General features: G+C 72.4%; 12 protein-coding genes. All 12 read left to right on the forward strand.

Annotated features, from left to right (window positions below; genetic code table 11):
- Positions 1-74 precede the first annotated feature (74 nt).
- The gene (locus ACQEVY_RS19265; protein WP_432950111.1) at positions 75-1,643 is read left to right on the forward strand and encodes an ABC transporter substrate-binding protein; all 1,569 of its coding nucleotides are present in this window, start codon (positions 75-77) and stop codon (positions 1,641-1,643) included.
- On the forward strand, positions 1,640-2,611 hold the full coding sequence (locus ACQEVY_RS19270) for an ABC transporter permease (RefSeq protein ID WP_432950113.1): 972 nt from the start codon (positions 1,640-1,642) through the stop codon (positions 2,609-2,611). The genes ACQEVY_RS19265 and ACQEVY_RS19270 overlap by 4 nt, the downstream gene beginning before the upstream one ends.
- Positions 2,612-2,643: 32 nt before the next feature.
- Positions 2,644-2,793, forward strand: coding sequence for a hypothetical protein (locus ACQEVY_RS19275; protein WP_432950115.1), 150 nt, complete (start codon positions 2,644-2,646; stop codon positions 2,791-2,793).
- Positions 2,790-3,656: an ABC transporter permease gene (locus ACQEVY_RS19280; RefSeq protein WP_432950117.1), complete on the forward strand. Its 867-nt coding sequence runs from the start codon at positions 2,790-2,792 to the stop codon at positions 3,654-3,656. The genes ACQEVY_RS19275 and ACQEVY_RS19280 overlap by 4 nt, the downstream gene beginning before the upstream one ends.
- Positions 3,653-5,701, forward strand: a complete 2,049-nt coding sequence (locus ACQEVY_RS19285; RefSeq protein ID WP_432950119.1) for an ABC transporter ATP-binding protein — start codon at positions 3,653-3,655, stop codon at positions 5,699-5,701. Before ACQEVY_RS19280 ends, ACQEVY_RS19285 begins: the two co-directional genes overlap by 4 nt.
- Positions 5,698-11,319 (forward strand): amino acid adenylation domain-containing protein, encoded by a 5,622-nt coding sequence (locus tag ACQEVY_RS19290; protein WP_432950121.1) that lies wholly within the window; start codon positions 5,698-5,700, stop codon positions 11,317-11,319. The genes ACQEVY_RS19285 and ACQEVY_RS19290 overlap by 4 nt, the downstream gene beginning before the upstream one ends.
- On the forward strand, positions 11,316-13,244 hold the full coding sequence (locus tag ACQEVY_RS19295; RefSeq protein WP_432950123.1) for an ABC transporter ATP-binding protein: 1,929 nt from the start codon (positions 11,316-11,318) through the stop codon (positions 13,242-13,244). The genes ACQEVY_RS19290 and ACQEVY_RS19295 overlap by 4 nt, the downstream gene beginning before the upstream one ends.
- A complete protein-coding gene (locus ACQEVY_RS19300) occupies positions 13,241-15,001 on the forward strand; it encodes an ABC transporter ATP-binding protein (RefSeq protein ID WP_432950125.1) in 1,761 nt (586 codons plus the stop codon). Before ACQEVY_RS19295 ends, ACQEVY_RS19300 begins: the two co-directional genes overlap by 4 nt.
- A 112-nt stretch (positions 15,002-15,113) precedes the next feature.
- A complete protein-coding gene (locus ACQEVY_RS19305) occupies positions 15,114-16,265 on the forward strand; it encodes a saccharopine dehydrogenase NADP-binding domain-containing protein (RefSeq protein WP_432950127.1) in 1,152 nt (383 codons plus the stop codon).
- A complete protein-coding gene (locus tag ACQEVY_RS19310; RefSeq protein ID WP_432950129.1) occupies positions 16,262-16,459 on the forward strand; it encodes a hypothetical protein in 198 nt (65 codons plus the stop codon). Before ACQEVY_RS19305 ends, ACQEVY_RS19310 begins: the two co-directional genes overlap by 4 nt.
- Positions 16,456-17,694 carry a class I SAM-dependent methyltransferase gene (locus ACQEVY_RS19315; RefSeq protein ID WP_432950131.1) on the forward strand — a complete coding sequence of 413 codons (1,239 nt, stop codon included), beginning with the start codon at positions 16,456-16,458 and terminating at the stop codon, positions 17,692-17,694. Before ACQEVY_RS19310 ends, ACQEVY_RS19315 begins: the two co-directional genes overlap by 4 nt.
- Entirely contained in the window at positions 17,691-19,511 is a 1,821-nt protein-coding gene (locus tag ACQEVY_RS19320; protein ID WP_432950133.1) for a class I SAM-dependent methyltransferase, read from the forward strand. Before ACQEVY_RS19315 ends, ACQEVY_RS19320 begins: the two co-directional genes overlap by 4 nt.
- The last annotated feature ends 61 nt before the right edge of the window (positions 19,512-19,572 follow it).

The raw sequence follows: 19,572 nt of genomic DNA on the forward strand, positions 1-19,572 counted from the left end.
GCTCCCCCCTCCGCGCTCGTCGCACCGCTCCCCTCGTACGCCCGCACCATCACGAAATGCTCCGGAGGTCACCGATGCCCCTGCCCCGCCGCACCCTGATCCGCTCCACCGGAGCCCTGCTCGGCACGGTCGGCGCCGGCTCCCTGCTCGCCGCCTGCGGCGGCTCCTCCGACTCCCCCGGCGCCGCCAACAGCCCCACCCCGCAGGCCACTTCGGGCACGCCGCGCAAGGGCGGCACTCTGCGGGCCGTGTTCGCCGGTGCCGGTGCCGAGGAGTCGCTGGACCCCTTCGGCGGGTCCTCGCCCGCCGACTTCGCGCGCAACAGCGTCATCTATGACTCGCTGTTCGTCCTGAAGGAGGGGGCCCCCGAGCCCGCCCTGGCCACCGCCGCCGAACCGGCCGCCGACGGCATGTCCTTCACCCTGCGGCTGCGCAAGGACGTGCTGTGGCACGACGAGTCGGCGTTCACCGCCGACGACGTGGCCTACAGCTTCCGCTACATGAGCTCGCCCGACCGGGCCGCGCCGAGCGAGCTGCAGATGTACTTCGACATGCAGAAGGTGACCGTCAAGGACGCGCACACGCTCACCGTGCGCACGCTGCAGCCGATCGGTGACCCGGCCACGATGCTGGCCTCGTTCCCCGCGAAGATGGTCAAGAACAAGGCCACCGACTTCTCCGCGAAGAAGGCGATCGGCACCGGCCCGTACCGCGTCGCCGCCTTCGAGGCGGGCCGCGAGACCCGTCTGACCCGGTTCGACCAGCACTGGGGCGGGGCGTCGCCCGCCGACGAGCTGGTGTTCTCCAGCGTCTCAGACCCGCAAGCCCGGGTGAACGCGGTCCGTACCGGACAGGCCGACTACGCCGGTGACATCCCGTTCAGCACCGCCAAGGCGGGCGTCGGCGGCTCCGGCATCGCGATCCGCACCGCGGGCGCCGCCAACCGCACCAGCTTCGCCTTCGTCCTCAACGCGAACCGCGCCCCCTTCGACGACCCGAAGGTGCGCCGGGCCGCCCGTCTCGCCATCGGCCGCACCCAGCTCGTCGAGACGGTGCTGCTCGGTTACGGCGCGCAGGGCAACGACCTGTTCTGCAAGGGCGCCCGGTACTTCAGCGAGGCCCGTCCGCTGAAGCGGGACCTCGACGAGGCGCGTCGGCTGGTGAAGGAGGCCGGGGCCGACGGGGCGAAGGTGGTGGCCCGTTCCGCCGAGTACGAGACCGGCTACAACGACTCCACGAAGCTGTTCGTCCAGCAGTTGCGCGAGATCGGCCTGGACGCTCAGGAACAGGTCGTGTCGATCGCGGAGTTCTTCGACCCGAAGGCTCTCGCCGAGGTCAACTCGGTGACGTTCTCCAGCAGTCCGCTGCCGCTGCCCGTCATGTACGGGCGGCTGGCCGCCTACCCCTCGTTCACGCTGCCCGACAAGGAGTTCCAGGGCGCGCTGAAGGAGGCGATGGCCGCCACCACGGACGAGAAGCGGCGCACCGCCTGGGCGAAGGCGCAGGACGTGATGGCCGACCGGGGCAACACGGTGGTCTGGGGGCTCGCGGACATCCTCAGCCTGGCCCGTACGAACGTGGCGGGCATCGAGGTGCACGACCAGGCCAAGTACCCCTACCTCGGCAAGGCCGGTCTGGCGTGAAGCTGCTCGCCGGGCCGGTCCGGCGCCGTCTCGCCCTGCGGGTGGCGACCGGCGGCGCCGTACTGGCCGTGCTGTCCTTCCTGGTCTTCGTCGGCGTCGACCTGCTGCCCGGCGACCCCGTCACCGCGCGCCTCGGCCCGAACGCGACGCCCGAGCGCGTCGCCGAGATCAAGGCGGCGCGGGGCCTGGACGAGCCGGTCCTCACCCGGTACGCGCACTGGCTCGGCGGTCTCCTCCACGGCGACCTGGGCACCTCGGCGTCAGGAAAGCCGGTCTCCGGCATGCTCGCCGACCGCATCGGCAACTCGGTCCTCCTGGCCGGGCTGTGCGTCCTGCTGCTGGTCCCGGTGTCGCTGGCGGCCGGGCTGTACGCGGCGCGGCGGCCCGGCAGGGCCGCCGACCGGACGGTGTCGGCGGGATCCCTGATGTTGGTGTCCGTCCCCGAGTTCGTCGTCGCGAGCGGGCTGGTCCTGCTGTTCGCGGTCGGCCTCGGGGCGCTGCCCGCAGTGTCACTGATTCCCGCCGGGGACAGCCCGCTGCAGCACCCGCGGATGCTCGTGATGCCGGTCCTCAGCCTGCTGCTGGTCGCCGCCGCCTACGCGATTCGCGTCATCCGGGCCTGCGCGGTGACCGTACTGGCCGGGCCCCAGGTGGAGTTCCTGCGGCTGACGGGGGTGCGCGAACGCACCATCCTGCGCACGGCTGTTGTGCCCGCCGTGCTGCCGGTCGCGGTGCAGGTGTGGCTGGTCACCGGGGTGGGGCTGGTCGGCGGGGCCGTCCTGGTGGAGAAGGTGTACGGGTATCCGGGCATCGGTGAGTTGCTGGTGAGCGCGGTGCTGGGGGGCGACCTGCCGGTGGTGCAGGCGCTGGTGATTGTGCTGGGGGCGGCGATGTTGCTGGCGCTGGTGGTTGCTGACTTGGCTGTGGTGCTGCTTACGCCGCGGTTGCGGACGGGGGGTGCCGGATGAGCCATATCAACTCAGTGAGTTGGATCAGCCGCGTGCGCGGAAGAGGCCGTACGAGTCGCAAGGGGCGCCGGGGGGCGCACGTGTGGCGGGGGCTGTTCGCCGCGGGGCTGCTGCTGGACCTGCTCGTCGAGCTGGCGGTCGTACTGCTGACGGCCCGGCTGCGGACCGGAGCCGTCGTATGAGCCATATCAACTCGGTGAGTTGGATCAGCCGCGTCCGCGGAAGAGACCGTACGAGTCACAAGGGGCGCCGGGTGGCGTACGTGTGGCGGGGGCTGTTCGCTGTGGGGCTGCTGCTGGTCCTGCTCGGTCCCGAGCTCGCGCCGCATTCGCCGACCGCCACGGTCGGGCCGCCCTACGCGGCGCCCGGGAACGGCGGGCCGCTCGGCACCGACCATCTCGGCCGGGACGTTTTCTCCCTGGTGCTGCACGGTGGACGGCCGCTGTTGCTGACGGGGCTGCTCGCGGTCGCCATCGGCAGTGTGCTCGGTGCGGCGGCCGGGCTGGTCACCGCCCTTGTCGGCGACCGGCATCGCTGGGCGCGGACGTTGCTGATGCGGCCGCTGGACGCGTTGGCCGCCGTACCGCCGGTGCTGTTGCTTCTGCTGGTCCTCACCGCGCTGCCCGGCCGTACGGGGCTGGTCACCGCGATCGCTTTGGCCGGGGCTCCGTTGTCCGCCCGGGTGGCGCACGCGGCGGCGGAGCAGGTTGTCGGGCGGGCCCATGTGGAGGCCGCGGTTGCCCGCGGTGAGAGCTGGGGGTGGCTGCTCGGGCGGGAGGTTCTGCCGCTCGTGGCCGGGGCGTTGCTGGCCGACGCAGGTATCCGGTTCACCGGGGCCGTGTACCTGGTGGCCGCCGCCGGGTTCCTCGGGGTGGACGGTTCGTCGGGCGCCGACTGGGGGCTGCTCATCGTCGAGGCGCTGCCTGGAGCGGCCCTCCAGCCCTGGGCGTTGCTCGCGCCGGTGCTGGCCGTGGCGCTCGTCGCCGTCACCGCCAACCTGGCGGCCGACTCCGCCGGTCACCGTTCCCGGAGGGTGCTCGCATGACAACCGGCTTCCTTGTTGTGGAGGGGCTGCGCCTGGAGACCGGCGACGGTGCGGTGTTGGATGGGGTGGACTTGTCGCTGGCACAGGGTGAGGCGCTTGCCGTTGTTGGCGCCTCCGGTTCCGGTAAGACCACGCTGGCACTTGCGCTGCTCGGGCATCTGCGGGACGGCATCCGGCATACCGGTGGGCGGGTTCGCGTGCGTGGGGCGGACGTTCTGCCGCGTCCGCCGGCCGGGGTGCGGGGTGCGCTCCTCGGGTACGTCGGCCAGGATCCCGGCGCTGCGCTCAATCCGTACGGCAGGATCCGTACGACGCTGCTCACGGCGGCGGGGCGCGTCCCGCGCAGTGAACGGGATGTGACGGTGCGTCGGCTGTTGGAGCGCGTCGGGCTGCCGGGCGGCGCGGACTTTGCCCGCCGTTATCCGCACCAGCTGTCCGGGGGGCAGCAGCAGCGGGTCGTGCTCGCTGCGGCTCTGGCCCGCGATCCGGCCGTCCTGGTTCTGGACGAGCCGACCACTGCGCTCGACCCGTTGGCCAAGGCCGAGGTGGTTCGTGAGCTCAGGGCGCTGCGCGAACGCGGTATCGGGATGGTGTGGATCAGTCACGACCTGACCGCGGTGGGAGGGTTCGCCGACCGGGTGGCCGTGCTCGACGGGGGGCAGGTTGCGGAGGAGGGTCCGGCGGAGCGGGTGCTTACCGCGCCGGAGTCGGCGGCGGGGCGGCGGCTGGTCGCCGCGCAACGCTCCGCCGAGCGCTCCGCTGGAAGTGCCGCTACAGGAAGTGCCGCAGCAGGCCCTCGAGAGTCTGCGGCGCCGTCTGGGCTGGTCGCGCCCCGCGGCGGAGCCGCTAATGGACGCAGCCCCGCGCCCCTACGGGGCGCTACCGAACCGCAACGTACCTCGCCCGACCTGCTTAGCGGGACGGACGCGGACCCCGATCCGTCGCCGGAACCAGTGGTGCCGGGCCAACCGCCCGGGGACGGCGGCCCGACCGACGACAGTCGGCACGCCGAGCCGCGCACCGCCGAGCGCTCCGCTGGAAGTGCCGCGACAGGATTTGCCGCAGCAGGCCGTCGAGCGTCTGCGGCAGCGTCGGGGCTGGTCGCGCAGTTCCCCGCGCCCCTTCGGGGCGCTGCCGAACCGCAACGTACCTCGCCCGACCTGCTTGGTGGGACGGACCCAGGCCCCGGCCCCGAGGCGAACGCCCCGAACTCCATGCCCGCCGCCAGCGGCCCCGCCCTGCAGGCCTCCGGCCTCGTCGCCCGCCACGGCCTCACCACCGTGCTCCACGGCGTGGACCTCACCGTCGAGCAAGGTGAATGCCTGGCCGTGCTGGGTGTCTCCGGCGTCGGCAAGAGCACCCTGGCTCGCTGCCTGACAGGGCTGCACCCAGTCGCCGACGGCACCGTGAGGCTCCACAACACCCCGCTCGCCCGTGACGTGCGGCGGCGCAGTCGGGCGGAGCGGGCCGGGCTCGGGCTGGTGGCACAGAACCCGGCGGAGGCTCTGCACCCTCGGCAGGACGTGCGTACCGCTCTTGTGCGGCCGCTCAAGCGGCTGTGCGGGGTCACCGACCGTGCCGAACTCGACGTACACGTACGGGAGTTGCTCGAGTCCGTTCATCTGCCGGCGGAACTCGCCTCCCGGCTGCCCGGGGAGCTGTCCGGTGGGCAGCGGCAGCGGGTCGCGTTGGCGCGGGCGCTTGCCGGGCGGCCGGCTGTGCTGGTGTGCGACGAGGTGACCTCCGCGTTGGACACCGTGGCTCAGGAGGGCGTGCTGCGGCTGCTGGCGGAGTTGCGTGAGCGTACCGGGCTCGCCGTTCTGCTGATCACCCATGACGCCCGGGTCGCGCAGACCGCCTCGGACCGGGTGCTCGTCCTCGCCGACGGGCGGGTGGCGGCCACCGGCCCCACCGAAGCGCTGCTGAGCCCCGGCACCGACCCCGAAGAGCAGGCGGCCCGGCTGCTCACCTCGACCGCGACCTCGACTGCGAACGCCGCCGAACCGACTCCGTACGACACCGACCGAGGAGCCACACTCGTATGACCGCGACCGAGCTCATCACCGAACTCAGGGCCCTGGGCATCGACCTCTGGGCGGAGTCCGGACAGCTTCGCTTCCGCGCCCCGCAGGGCGTGCTCACCGAGGAACGCAAGGCCGCCCTGCGCGCCCACAAGGAGACCGTCCTGGAACTGCTCGACGAGCAGAACGCCCAGGAGACCGTCACCGCCGACCCCGAAGCCCGCCACGAGCCCTTCCCGCTGACCGACGTCCAGACCGCGTATCTCCTGGGCCGGCACGACCCGTTCGGGTACGGAGGCGTCGCCTGCCACGGCTATCTGGAGGTGACGTATCCCCGGCTCGAACCGGCCGAGCTGGAGGACGCCTGGAACCGGCTCGTCGCCCGGCACGACATGCTGCGCGCCGTCGTCGAACCGGACGGCTGGCAGCGCGTGCTGCCCGAGGTGCCGCGGCTCCAGATTCGCCTCACCGACCTGCGGGGAGCCGAGCAAGCCGTGCTCGGCGAGCATCTCGCCTCCGTACGGGACGAGTTGGGCCACCGGATGTACGACACGACCGCCTGGCCGCTGTTCGAGGTGCGGCTCACCCGTACCGACGACGGCGACGTCCTGCACATCTCGCTCGACTCGCTGATCGCCGACTGGGCCAGCGCGGGCATCCTGCTCGACGAGCTCGACGTACTCCTCGGAGGTGGTGAACTCCCGCCGCTGGACGTGCAGTTCCGGGACTACCTGCTCGCCGAGCGCGGGCTGCGCGACAGCGCCCGCCACCGCCGCGACCGCGACTACTGGCTGGCCCGCGTCGACGAGCTGCCGCCCGCGCCCGAACTCCCCCTGCTGACCGGCGCGTCGACTCCCAAGACCCCCGAGACTCCAGAGACTCCCGAGGTGCGCTTCGATCGGCACCACCTCCGGCTGGCCGCCGACCGCTGGCAGCGGCTGTGCGAACGCGCCCAGCAGCACGGCATCACCGCATCCACGGCCGTACTCGCCGCATACGCCACGGTCCTGGAACGCTGGAGCCGACAGCCCCGCTTCACCCTCAACCTCACCCTCCTCAACCGGCTGCCCCTCCACCCCGACGTGGACCGCATGGTCGGCGACTTCACCTCGGTGAACCTGCTCGAGGTCGAGGGCGGGGCCGGGGTGCCGTTCCACGAGCGGGCCGCCGCGATCGGCACCCGGCTCTTCGCCGACCTCGACCACCGGCTGTACTCGGGCGTCGAGGTGATCCGGGAGATCGCCCGTCGGCGCGGACGCGAGGCGGCCCTGATGCCGGTCGTGTTCACCGGGGCGATCGGCCTCGGGCCAGGGGGAACAGCGAAGAAGGAGCAGAAGGAGCGGCGGACCGGGTACGGCATCACCCAGACGCCCCAGGTCTTCATCGACTGCCAGGTGACGGACGACGCCTACGGCCTGGAGGTCAACTGGGATGTGCGGGAAGGGGTGTTCCCCGCGGGCCTGGTGGAGGACATGTTCGCCGCGCTGGGCCCGCTGCTCGGCCGGCTCGCCGACGGCGACGAGGCATGGCAGAACGTCGAGCCGGTCGGGCTGCCTGCCTGGCAGGGCGAGGAGCGGCGCCGGGTCAACGACACCGCGCGCCCGCTGCCCGAGGGACTGCTGCACGAGCCCGTACTGCGGCAGGCCGAGCACGCCCCGCACGCGCCCGCCGTCATCACCCCGGCCGGGACACTGACGTACGAGGAACTGCTAGCCCGGGCGAACGGCGTGGCCGCCGCCCTGCTGTCGGCACCCGAGCCGGTCGTCCCCGGCGACCGGGTCGCGGTCGTGATGGACAAGGGTGCCGAACAGGTCGTGGGTGTGCTCGGCGCGCTGTTCGCCGGCGCCGCGTACCTTCCCGTGGATACCACACAGCCCGCCCTGCGCCGCAACAAACTGCTCGGCGACGCGGGTGTGCGCCATGTCCTCACCCAGTCCTGGCTCGCCGAGCAGGAGGAGTGGCCGTACGGCGTGCGCGTGATCGCCGTGGATGAGGTGGACAAGGTGGAACCGGCGGTCCACCAACCCGTCGTCGTGCCCGCAGACTCCCTCGCCTACGTCATCTACACCTCGGGCTCCACGGGCGACCCCAAGGGCGTCATGATCAGCCACCGGGCGGCGCTCAACACGGTCGTCGACATCAACGAGCGGTTCGCCGTCACCGGCGGCGACCGGGTGCTCGGCGTGGCGCAGCTCGGCTTCGACCTGTCCGTGTACGACGTCTTCGGCACACTCGCGGTCGGCGGCGCGCTCGTCCTGCCGGGGGCCGAGCGCCGTTCCGACCCGTCCCACTGGGCGGAGTTGATCGCCGACCACGGGGTCACCGTGTGGAACACCGTTCCCGCGCAGCTCCAAATGCTCGCCGACTACCTGACGTCCGAGCCCGGCGAGGTCGGTTCGCTCCGCCTCGCGCTGCTGTCCGGCGACTGGATACCCGTCACCCTTCCCGACCGAATACGCACCCTCGTGCCCGACCTCAGCGTGATCAGCCTGGGCGGTGCGACGGAGGCGGCGATCTGGTCGATCCATCACCCCGTCGAGCGGGTCGATCCGCAGGCGCCGAGCATTCCCTACGGCACTCCCCTGGCCAACCAGGGTTTCCGGGTGCTGGATCAGGCGTTGCGTGACGCGCCCGCGTGGGTGCCCGGGGAGCTGTACATCACGGGCGCCGGGCTCGCGGAGGGTTACTGGGGCGACGCGGAGCTGACCGACGGCCGCTTCTTCCTCCACCCTGTGGACGGCCAACGCCTTTACCGAACCGGCGACTTGGGCCGTTATCTGCCCGGCGGCGAGATCGAGTTCCTGGGCCGTGAGGACAACCAGGTCAAGATCCGCGGGCACCGTATCGAGCTGGGTGAGATCGAGGCGGCGTTGCTCGCCCACCCGAACGTCGGGGCCGCCGCGGTCGTAGCGGCCGGGGAGCGGCACGACGACCGGATGCTGCTCGGCTTCGTCCAGCCGGCGGACACCCCCGCCACCGACGAGCCGGACGGGACGGATCGGATCACAGCGACCGACCGGATCATCGCGACCGCCCGCGCCGCCGCCGACCGGGAGACCGGCGGGCTCGACGCCTCCGCCGTCGCGGACCACGTACGGCGGCTGCACGAAGCCTCGCTCGCGGCGATGCTCAACTCCCTGTGCGAGCGTGGCCTGTTCGCCACCATGAACGAGGAGCACTCGGCCGAGGAGATCCTCACCTCAGCGCACGTGGCCGAACGGCACCACTGGCTCGTACGCCGGTGGCTGGCCGCCCTCACCGACCACGGGTGGCTGCGCCACGACCCCGCCTCGGACCGGTACGCGCGGCTGCGGACGACGGACGCCGGTCAAGTGGCCGCCGCTTGGGGGGACTTCGCCGAGAGCGTCCAGGCAGGGTTGTGCACGCCCGAGTTCGTCACGTACCACGAGCAGCACGTGGAGCGGCTGCATGCCCTGCTGGAGGGTGAGCAGGACCCCTTCGAGTTGCTGTTCCCCGAGGGTCGTACGGACGTCGCGCTGGCGCTGTACGCGGACGACTCGATCGCCCGGTACCTCAACCAGGGGGCGGCGGCGTTCGTCAACCGGGTCGCGGCGGCCCGCGAGGAGGACACCCGGCTGCGGGTCCTGGAGACGGGCGCGGGGACCGGGGCCATGACCTCCCGGATCGTGCCGCTGCTGGAGGGGTACGACGTCGACTACCACTTCACCGACATCTCGGCGTTCTTCCTGGCCGCCGCGCGCGAGGCCTTCGCCGACCGGCCCTGGGTGCGCTTCGGGCGGTTCGACCTCGACGCCGATCATCGTGCGCAGGGGCTGCCCCCGAACTCGTACGACGTCGTCGTCTGCTCCGGCATGCTCAACAGCGTCCGCGATCCGCGTGCCGCGCTCGCCACAGCGAGCGAACTGCTCGATGGGGACGGCTGGTTGGTGTTCACGGAGCCGACCGGGGAGCATCCGCATCTGCTGCTGACGCAGGGCTTCATGATGGAGCCGGAGGGCGGGGACCGGGCGTACGGGCGTAGCAAGTTGATGTCCCGGCAGCAGTGGACGGCGCTGGTCAAGGAGGCCGGCGGGGAGCCGGTGCTGTGTCTGCCGGACGACGGTCATGCGATGGTGGCGCAGGGCATGCATCTGTTCGCGGCGCGCTTCAAGAGCGGGCGGGCGCGGGTGAGCGCCGAGGAGCTGGGGGGCTTCCTGGGCGAGCGGCTGCCCTCGCACATGGTTCCGGCGCAGCTTCAGGTCGTCGACGCGCTGCCGGTCACCGGCAACGGCAAGATCGACCGGAGGACGCTGGGCGACTGGCGGATCGCCGTGCCCGACGCGTACGGCAGCGGGACGGACGGCTCCGAGGCAGGTGAACTGGAGGGCAGGCTCGGGCAGTTGTGGGCCTCGTCGCTCGGGCTGCCGCAGCCGGTCGGGCCGGGGGACAACGTCTTCGACCTGGGCGCCGACTCCCTCGTACTGGCCCGGGTCGCCGGACGGCTGCGGGAGGAGATCCCGGAGGCGGCCGACGTACCGTTCGACACGCTGCTGCGGCAGATGCTCAACGAGCCCACCATCGCCTCGCTCGCAGCCTCCCTGCGGTCCAGTGCCCCGGCCGCGCCTCAGGAAGGTGAGCCTTCAGGTGGCACGACCGGCTCCACCGGGGTTGGTGGACTGCTGGGCCGCCGGGCCGCGCGCAGCAACGCGCTGATCATCCCGTTCGGCGGCGAAGCCCCCGACGGAGACGACGGGAGTGACGGGCGTCCGGCGCGCGTGCTGTTCCACGCGGCGCTGGGCACCATGGACTACTTCCGCGCCCTGGCTAAGGAGTTGGTGGCGCAGGATCTCGGTCCGGTGCTCGGGCTCGCGGTCGCGGATCCCGAGGAGTACATCGCGGTGGAGCCGCGGGAGCTCATCGCGCGGATCGCCGACGACTACACCGAGCGGCTGCTCGCCGAGGGCCACACCCGTTTCCAGCTCATCGGGTACTGCCTGGGCGGGCTGACCGCCACCGAGGTGGCCCGCCGCATGCTGGAGCGCGGGGTGGAGGACGTCGACCTCACGCTCGTAGACAGCATTCCGATGCTGGTCGACACCGACGAGGAACTCGCCCTCGAAGCCGTCTTCGTCCCCAACCTCAATCTCGATCCGGCCGAGGTGGTCTTCGGCGGCGAGGTCGAAAGTGCCGATATCTACCGGGCGTTCGAGCTGCTGACCCAGCAGCATGGCGGCCGGGTGCCGGCCGGGGCCATGGCCGAACTGTCCGGCGATCCGGGCCTGGAGGCCGTGGCAGCCGCCGTACGGGAGCAGAGTGCGATCCCGCAGGAGGAGCGGCTCGCCCGGTATGCGCGGCACTCGGCGGGGCAGGCCGGGGTGCCGGTCGGGCCCGAGTTGATTCCCGCGCTGTACCGGGTGTTCCGGCACAGCGTGCTCGCCGCGCATATCGAACCGGAGCCGTATCTCGGTGACATGACGTTCCTGCGGGCCTTGGAGGAGCAGTCCTTCGGGATCACCGGCGGCGTCGGCCATCTCGCCCAGCGGTTCTGGGAGAAGACGTGCGTCGGCGGCTTCGACGTGATCGACGTACCGGGCAACCACTTCACCGTCATCGAGCCCCCGCAGGTCACCGAGGTGGCCCGGCACATCGGCGCACGGCTCGACGGAGGACGCCGGTCATGACATCCACCACTGCCACCACTGTGGAGAGCCCCGAGCGGGCAGAGGAGACAACGGTCGCCGAAGCCGGGCACAGCCCCTCGCTCGAACCGAAGGACGCGCAGGCCGCGTTGCGTGAACTGCGGCGGCCCGTCGCCGGGTTGACCCGGGCGGGCATCGTCCTCGGCGGGATCGGCGCGCTGAGCACCCTGGTCCCCTTCATCGGCATCGCCGAGCTGGCCAAGGACCTGTTGCGGCCGGGCGGCGTCGACGGAGGTGAGGCGGCGGGCACGGTCGTGGTCATCGTGGTCGGCCTTGCCCTCGGCTGGACCTGTACGGGCCTGGCCCTGTGGCTCACGCATATCGCGGACGCCCGCCTCCAGGCGCTGCTGCGCCGCCGGATGGTGGACCGGCTCGGCCGGGTCGAACTCGGCTGGTACTCGGCGAACACGTCGGGCCAGGTGCGCAAGGCCGCTCAGAACGACCTCACCGACCTGCACCACCTCGTCGCCCACCATGACGTCGAGGTGGCGGGCGCGCTGGTTCTGCCGCTCGGCGGGCTGACGTACCTGTTCTGGCTGGACTGGCGACTCGGGCTGCTGGCGATGGCCACGCTGCCCGTGTACGCGCTCGCGTACGGCTGGATGATGCGCGGCATCGGCGACAAGCTCCAGCAGATGGACACCGCGTTCGGGCAGGTGAGCGCGGCCATCGTGGAGTTCGTGCACGGCATCGCGGTGGTGAAGTCCTTCGGGCAGACCGGCCGCGCTCATCGCGCGTACCGCGAGGCCACCGGCTCCTTCGGCGAGCGGTACGCGGGGTGGGTGCGCCCGATGCTGCGCCTCGAGGCGTCCACGTCGATTGCGCTGTCCGCGCCGGTGGTGGCGCTGGTCAGCCTGGCGGGCGGGGTGTGGTTCGTCGACCGCGGCTGGGTGGCGCCGATCGACGTGCTCGCCGAGGTGCTGGTCGCGCTGATCGTCCCCACCACGCTGCAGACCATCAACTCGGGCTTCACCGCACGCGGTGCGGCCCGCGGGGCGGCCGGCCGGATCACCGGGCTGCTGGACACGCCTGTCCTGCCGGTGGCCGAGCACCCGGTACGGCCGAGCGGGCACCTGGTGGAGTTCGACGACGTCACGTTCTCGTACGGCGACGACGGCGCGGAGGCCGTACGCGACGTCAGCCTCACCTGCCGACCCGGCACGGTGACCGCGCTCGTCGGCCCGTCCGGCGCCGGCAAGTCGACGCTGGCCAAGCTGCTGTTGCGGTTCCACGACGTCACGGGCGGCGCGATCCGGGTCGGCGGGGCGGACGTACGGGAGATCGCGCCCGAGGAGCTGTACCGGACGGTGGGCTTTGTGCTGCAGGACGTGCAGTTGCTGCACGGCACGGTCGCCGAGAACCTGCGGCTGGGCCGCGCGGACGCGACGGACGAGGAGCTGGTGGCCGCCGCCGAGGCCGCGCAGATTCACCACCGGATCACGGAACTGCCGCGCGGTTACGAGTCGGTGGTGGGCGAGGAGGCCCAGTTCTCCGGTGGCGAGGGCCAGCGGCTCGCGATCGCGCGGGCGCTGCTCGCCGACACTCCGGTGCTCGTGCTGGACGAGGCGACGGCGTTCGCGGACCCGGAGTCGGAGGCCCGTATCCAGGACGCGCTGTCCGCCGTCGCGGCGGGTCGCACGGTGCTGGTCATCGCGCATCGGCTGGCCACGATCGTCGGCGTCGACCAGATCGCCGTACTGGACGGGGGGCGGGTCGTCGAACTCGGCGCGCACCAGGACCTGTTGGCGAAGGGCGGGACGTACGCGCGGATGTGGGAGGCGTACGGGAGTACGGAGCCGGGGGTTGGCATGACGGGGCCAGGCATGACGGGGCCAGGCATAACCGGACCGGGGGCGGGCCCCGAGCCCTCCGAGCCCTCCGAGCCCTCCGAGAGGAGCGAGGCATGATCCGGGACCTGGAAAGGATCCTCGGCCCGGCCAACCGTGGTGCGCTGCGCGCCTATCTGGCCTGGCTGGCCTCCTACGCCGTACTGCAGGGCGTAGCGATGACCCTGCTGGTGCCGGTGCTCGACGCGTTGCTGCGGCGGGACACCGGAGAGGCGCTGCGGTGGATCGCGGTGATGGCGGCGGTCGTGGCGGCCACCTGTGTGGCCCGCTATGTGCAGGCGATGAAGGGCTTCGGGCTCTCCCTGACGACGCTCGGCACGCTGCACGAACGGCTGGGCGACCATGTGGCGCGGCTGCCGCTGGGCTGGTTCTCCAGCGAGACCACGGGGCGGCTGTCGAGGAGCGCGACCGGCGGGGTGCTGACCGTGACCTCCGTGACGGCGCATCTGCTGGAGCCGGTGGTGTCCGGCATCCTGACCCCGGCGACGATCGCGGTCGCCCTGTTCTTCCTCGACTGGCGCCTCGGTCTGACGGCGGTGCTGTGCGTGCCGCTCATCGTGCTCACCCACCGCTGGTCGGCGGCCGCGGTGGGCCGGGGCGAGGAACGCGCCGACGCCGCCGCGACGGTGGCCGCCAGCCGGGTCGTCGAGTACGCCCGCAACCAGCAGACCCTGCGTGCCTTCGGCCGCGCCACCGGTGGCTACCAGCCCCTGGAGGACGCGATCGCCGCGCAGCGCACCGCGGGTGGACGCTGGCTCGCGGAGACCTTCCCGAAGATCCTCGCGGGAGGGCTCGCGGTGCAGCTCGCCTTTGGCGCGCTCATCACGGTCGGGGTGCTGCTGGCCACCGGCGACGCCATCGAGCCGGTACGGCTGATCGCGCTGCTCGCCCTCACGGCACGGTTCACGGGTCCGCTGGCCGAGGTCTCCGGCCGTGCCGGGGCCCTGCGCATGGCGGGCAACGATATGCGGCGGATCGCCGACATTCTCGCCGAGCGTCCGCTGGAGGAGCCGGAGCGTTCGCAGCCGCTGACGGCGCCTGGAGAGATCGAGTTCGACCGCGTCGGCTTCGGCTACCGGCCCGGTGAGCCCGTGCTGCGGGAGGTGTCCTTCCGTGTCCCGGCGCACACGATGACGGCCGTCGTCGGCCCCTCGGGCGCCGGCAAGACCACGCTCACCCGGCTCATCGCCCGCTTCTTCGACGCCGACACGGGCACGGTGCGGGTCGGCGGCGCGGACGTACGGGAGCTGTCGAGCGAGGACCTCATGGCTCAGCTGTCGCTGGTGTTCCAGGACGTGTACCTCTTCAACGACACGCTCGAGGCCAACATTCGCGTCGGCCGCCCGGACGCCACCGAGGCCGAGGTACGCGAGGCCGCCCGGCTCGCCGGCGTCGACGAGATCGTGGCCCGGCTTCCGCAGGGCTGGGAGACCCGGGTCGGCGAGGGCGGCATGTCGCTGTCCGGCGGCGAACGCCAGCGGGTGTCGGTGGCCCGCGCCGTCCTCAAACGGGCCCCCATCGTCCTGCTCGACGAGGCCACCGCCGCCCTCGACCCCGAGAACGAGCAGTACGTACAGAGGGCCCTGCGCACCCTCATGGCCCACTCCACGCTGCTGGTCATCGCCCACAAACTGCCCACAGTGGTGGCCGCCGACCAGATCCTCGTCCTCGACGACGGCGGTGTCGCCGAGTCGGGCACGCACGAGGAACTCCTCGCCGCAGATGGCCGCTACACCGCCTTCTGGAACGAACGGCGGCGCGGCGAGGGCTGGCGCCTGGTCCCCGCCTCATCGGATACGGGAGGCCCGCGACCGTGACCAAGGAACTGCTCGCCGCCGACGGCCGCAACACCGGCTTCTGGAACGAAAGGCGGCGCGGCGACGGCCGACGCCTCGTCCCCGCCTCATCCGACGCAGGAGGTACGCGCCAGTGACCACCCGCAGAATCGGCATCATCGGCGGATACGGGGAAGTCGGTGCAAGCGCCGCCCGCCTGCTGTACGGCTTCGGCCTCGGCCCGCTGCGCATCGGCGGCCGGGACGCCGAAGCCGCCCGCCGCCTCGCCACCGTGGAACTGTCCGGCGCCGACGGCCGGGGCCGCCCCGCCGCCGAGCACGGGCCCGTCGACTTCACCGACGACGCCTCCCTGGCCGCGTTCGCGGAAGGCTGCCGCGTCCTGGTGAACTGCGCCGGACCGTCGTACCGGATCGGCGACCGCGTCGCGCGTGCAGCACTGCGCGCCGGGGCCGACTACGTCGACGCGGCCGGCGACGAGCCGTTGCACGCACAGCTCGACGACGCCGAGTGGGCCGCCGCCGGACGCTCGGCGGTCCTCTCCGCCGGGCTCCAGCCCGGGCTCACCGGCCTGCTCCCCCGCTGGGCCGCCGCCCGCGACTTCGACGAGGTGCACCGGCTGTCCGCGTACCTGTGCGTACGGGACCACTTCACGGCGACGGCCGCCGAGGACTACCTCCAGGCCGCCGCCGAGGGCCGTACGGAGATGCTGGCGGCCTGGCGGGACGGGTCCCGCCGTTCCGCCGCGTCCGTCAGGGCCGCCGGGGCCGAACTCCCCTTCCTCCCCGAGCCGTTGACGCTCCTGCCCCACCTCGCCCCCGAGGCAGAACGCCTGGCCCGATCCCTGGGCCTCCGGCACGGCGACTGGTACACGGCCCTCACCGGCGAACACACCGGCCGCGCCTTCGACCGCATCCACACCCTGCCCCGCGCGGAGGCCGTGACCGCGCTACGCACCGCAAGCCGCCTCGACCTGGCGGGCCGCGCACCCTTCGTAGGCCTGGTGGTGAGCCTGGACGGCGAGCGACAGGGCCTCCCCCGCTCCCGTACGACGGTGCTGCGGGCCCGCTCCAACTCCGGCCTCAGCGGCGCCGTCACCGCCCTGACCGTGATGGCGGCACTACGCGGCGAGGTCCGCCCGGGCCGGCATTACGCCGCCGAGGCTCTGGACCCCGAGGCCACGTTGGGGCGACTGCGCTCGGCCGGTGCGGCGGCGGGGCTGGAGGGGCTGACGGTGGTCGACGGCGCGTACGGGGAGCCGGTCGCGGTCGAGGAGGGGGTCCTGTGAGGCACATACACGTACCCGCGGACGCGTCACCGGCGCTTCCCGGGGAGGCCCAACTCTCCGAGCACGCCCAGCTTCTCGGACAGGTCCAGCTTCTCGAAGCGGCCCATGCGGCCGGCCTGGCCGCCCTGCGCTCACTGGCCGCGGCCGACCGCGCGCACGGAGAACCGATCGCGGTCGAGGAAGGTGCCCCGTGAGCCACACACACGTACCCGCGCACGCGACGCCGGCGCTTCCCGAGCACACCCAACTTCCCGAGCACGCCCAGCTTCTCGAAGCGGCCCATGCGGCCGGCCTGGCCGCCCTTCGCTCCCGGAACCCCGGTGTCGATCCGGCGCGGCTGCCCGAGGCGATGCGGGCCCTGGGGTGGGTCAGTCTTGCGGCCGTCGGCTCGTTGCTTGTGTCCAGCGGGGCTCTGCGGACGGGCGGTCCGCCTCGCTCCCCGGGCCAGATCATGGACGCCCTGGCCGTGGCTCCTCGGCATGTGTGGCTCGTACGGCGGTGGTTGGAGGTGCTGGCGGAGGACGGCGTCGTGGTGCGGTCCGCCGACGGGCGCCGGTTCGGGCTGAGCCTGACCGCTCCCGTGGCGGACGGGGAAGCGGAGGATGCGCTCGAGGGGACGTACGCCGCCCTCGGGTTCCCGCCCGTCATGCCCGCCTTCCACCGCACCGCGCTCGGTCGGCTGCCAGAGTTGCTGCGGGACGAGGTGACGGTGCAGCAGTTGCTGTTCCCGGACGGGGACGCGTTGACCGCGCTCGCCGGGTACCAGACGAGCGCGGTCGGTGAGTACGTCAACGCCGCCGCCGGGCACGCCGTACGGGAGGCGGCCGAGCGCCTGCGCTCCCGCCGGGTGCGGATCGTGGAGCTCGGCGGCGGCGCCGGCGTCTGCACCGCGGCGGTGCTGCGCGCGCTGCGCGGCGTGGACGCCAACTACCTCTTCACCGACGTCTCCCGGCTGTTCACCGTGACCGCCCAGCAGCGGTACGCCCGCGAACTCCCGGGCCTGCGCTGCGCGTTGCTCGACATCGACGAGGACTTCGCCCGGCAGGGACTGCCGCCGGGGAGCGCGGACGTCGTCCTCGCGGGCAACGTCCTCCACAACGCCGTCGACGCCCGTACGTCGCTCCGCCGCATCCGGGAGCTGCTGGCGCCCGGCGGTCGGCTGGTGTTCACGGAGTCCGTGGGCGAGAACCGGGCGGTGCTCACCTCCATGGCGTTCCTGCTCTCGCCCGAGCCCGGCAGGCCCCGCGTGGGCAGCGGCGACCGGCGGCGGGAGACCGGCAGCGCGTTCCTCGGCGCGGAGGAATGGGACGAGGAGCTTCGGGCGGCGGGTCTGACCCCGTTGGGTTCGCTGCCCGATCCCGACTCCCCGCTTGCCGCGGTGGGCCAGCACGTGTTCGTCGCCGACGTTCCCGCGGAGGGCGCTTCATGACGCAGCTACGTTCCGTTGCCGCCGGGCTCGAACGGCTCGGGGACACACCCGCCCTGATGAACGGCCGTACGGTCCTCTCTGGGGCACAACTCCTGGCGCAGGCACGCCACTTCGTAAGAGGCGAAACCTCCCCGAACGAGCCCGAGGCGTTGTACGCACGCCTGGCGTCCCTACTCATGAACAGCTCTGAACCGACCGCCGAGTCCGACGAGTTCGTAGACCTCGTGGAGCGACTGCGTCAGGCGTACGGCGACGACGTGCGCAAGGTCGCGGTCTTCGGTGACTACGCGGGCGCGGGCGGCGACGCGGCGCTGGCGGCCTGGGCGGCGGGCGCGGCCGTGGTGTGCGGGCATGACGCCCTGTCCCCCGCCAGGGCGCTGGCCCTTCTGGAACACACGGGAGCCGACAGGGCGTTCCTTCCCGCCGCCCTGCTGGACGCGCTCCCGGACCATCCCTCCGCGCCCCTCACCGACCTGCACGCGCTGTCCCGCGTAGTGCACTGCGACCAGCCGCTCCCGGACGATCGGATCTCCCTGGTCGCGGGCACCCTGGGCGTCACGGTCGCGCACGTGCCACTCCCCGACAGCAACAGCGAGGATTGCGAGACCGATCTCGTAGAGGCCGCGCAAGCCGCCGCTGAGCGAGGTGTCGGCGGAATCGATCTCGAAGGCGCGGTTGCCGCAGTACGCGCCGTGGGCCGGGCGGCCCTGCTGTCCATGCTCAACTCCCTTTATCGCCAAGGCCTGTTCGCTGCCTCGATCCCAGAACCAGGCCCCGGACACAGCGAGCCCAAGGTGCCGCCCGCCGCCCGGATCGCCGAACAGCACCATGGCCTCGTACGCCGCTGGCTCTCCGTACTGACCACCGAGGGTCTGCTACGCCAAGAAGGCGACCGCCCCCAACCCACCCTGTCCGCCGACGAGTTCACAGGCCCCGCCCTCGACCACGCCTGGGACGAAGCCGAGAAAGCATGGCGAGCCACGCTCGGCTCAGCCGACACCGTGGACTACGCGCGACGCAGCGCCGGGCACCTCCCCGACCTGCTGACCGGCACGACGAACGCCGTATCGCTGCTCTTCCCGGAAGGCGATACGACCCTGGCCGAGTCGCTCTACCGAGAGAGCGTCACCGCCCGCTACCAACACCACGCCGTAGGCGGCCTCCTGGCCGCCATCGCGACGCGCCACCCACGCAACCGCCCGCTACGAGTCCTCGAGGTAGGCGCCGGCACCGGCGCCACAACCGAGCAGGCACTACCCGCACTGACGGCCTCCGGCGCCGACGTCACGTACCTGTTCACCGACGTCACCCCCTTCTTCCTCCAACAAGCCCGCCAATGCTGGGGCACAACCCCCGGAGTCGACTTCGGCCGCCTGGACATCGACACACCGGCCCACCAACAGGGCTTCGCGCCAAGCTCGTTCGACGTCGTCCTGGCCGGAGGCGTGCTCAACGCCGCCCGCGACACCGACGCCTCCATCCGTTCGCTGGCCGGGCTGCTCGTGCCCGACGGCTGGCTGGTGCTCACCGAGCCGACGGCGGAGGAGTACTGGGTGATGATCACGCAGGCGTTCCTGATGGTCGACGCCCAGGACGCCCGCGCCCGCACCGGCGCCACCTTCCTCTCCCTGGACCAGTGGCGCGAGGTCCTCGACTCGGCGGGCCTCACCCGGGTCGTGGACCTGCCCGAACCGGGCCACCCGCTCGAACCCCTCGGCCACCGCGTCTTCGCCGCCCGCCGTCCGGGAAGCCCGGACAACCCGGGAAGCCCAGGCAATCCGGGAAGCCCAGGCAACTCAGCCCGCCCCCAGCACTGAACCGCACCGCGCCCCAAGGCGCTCCCCACATCACGAAACGTCATGAATCGTCACGACATCA

The organism is Streptomyces sp. CA-288835, from assembly GCF_050936385.1.
GTDB lineage: Bacteria > Actinomycetota > Actinomycetes > Streptomycetales > Streptomycetaceae > Streptomyces.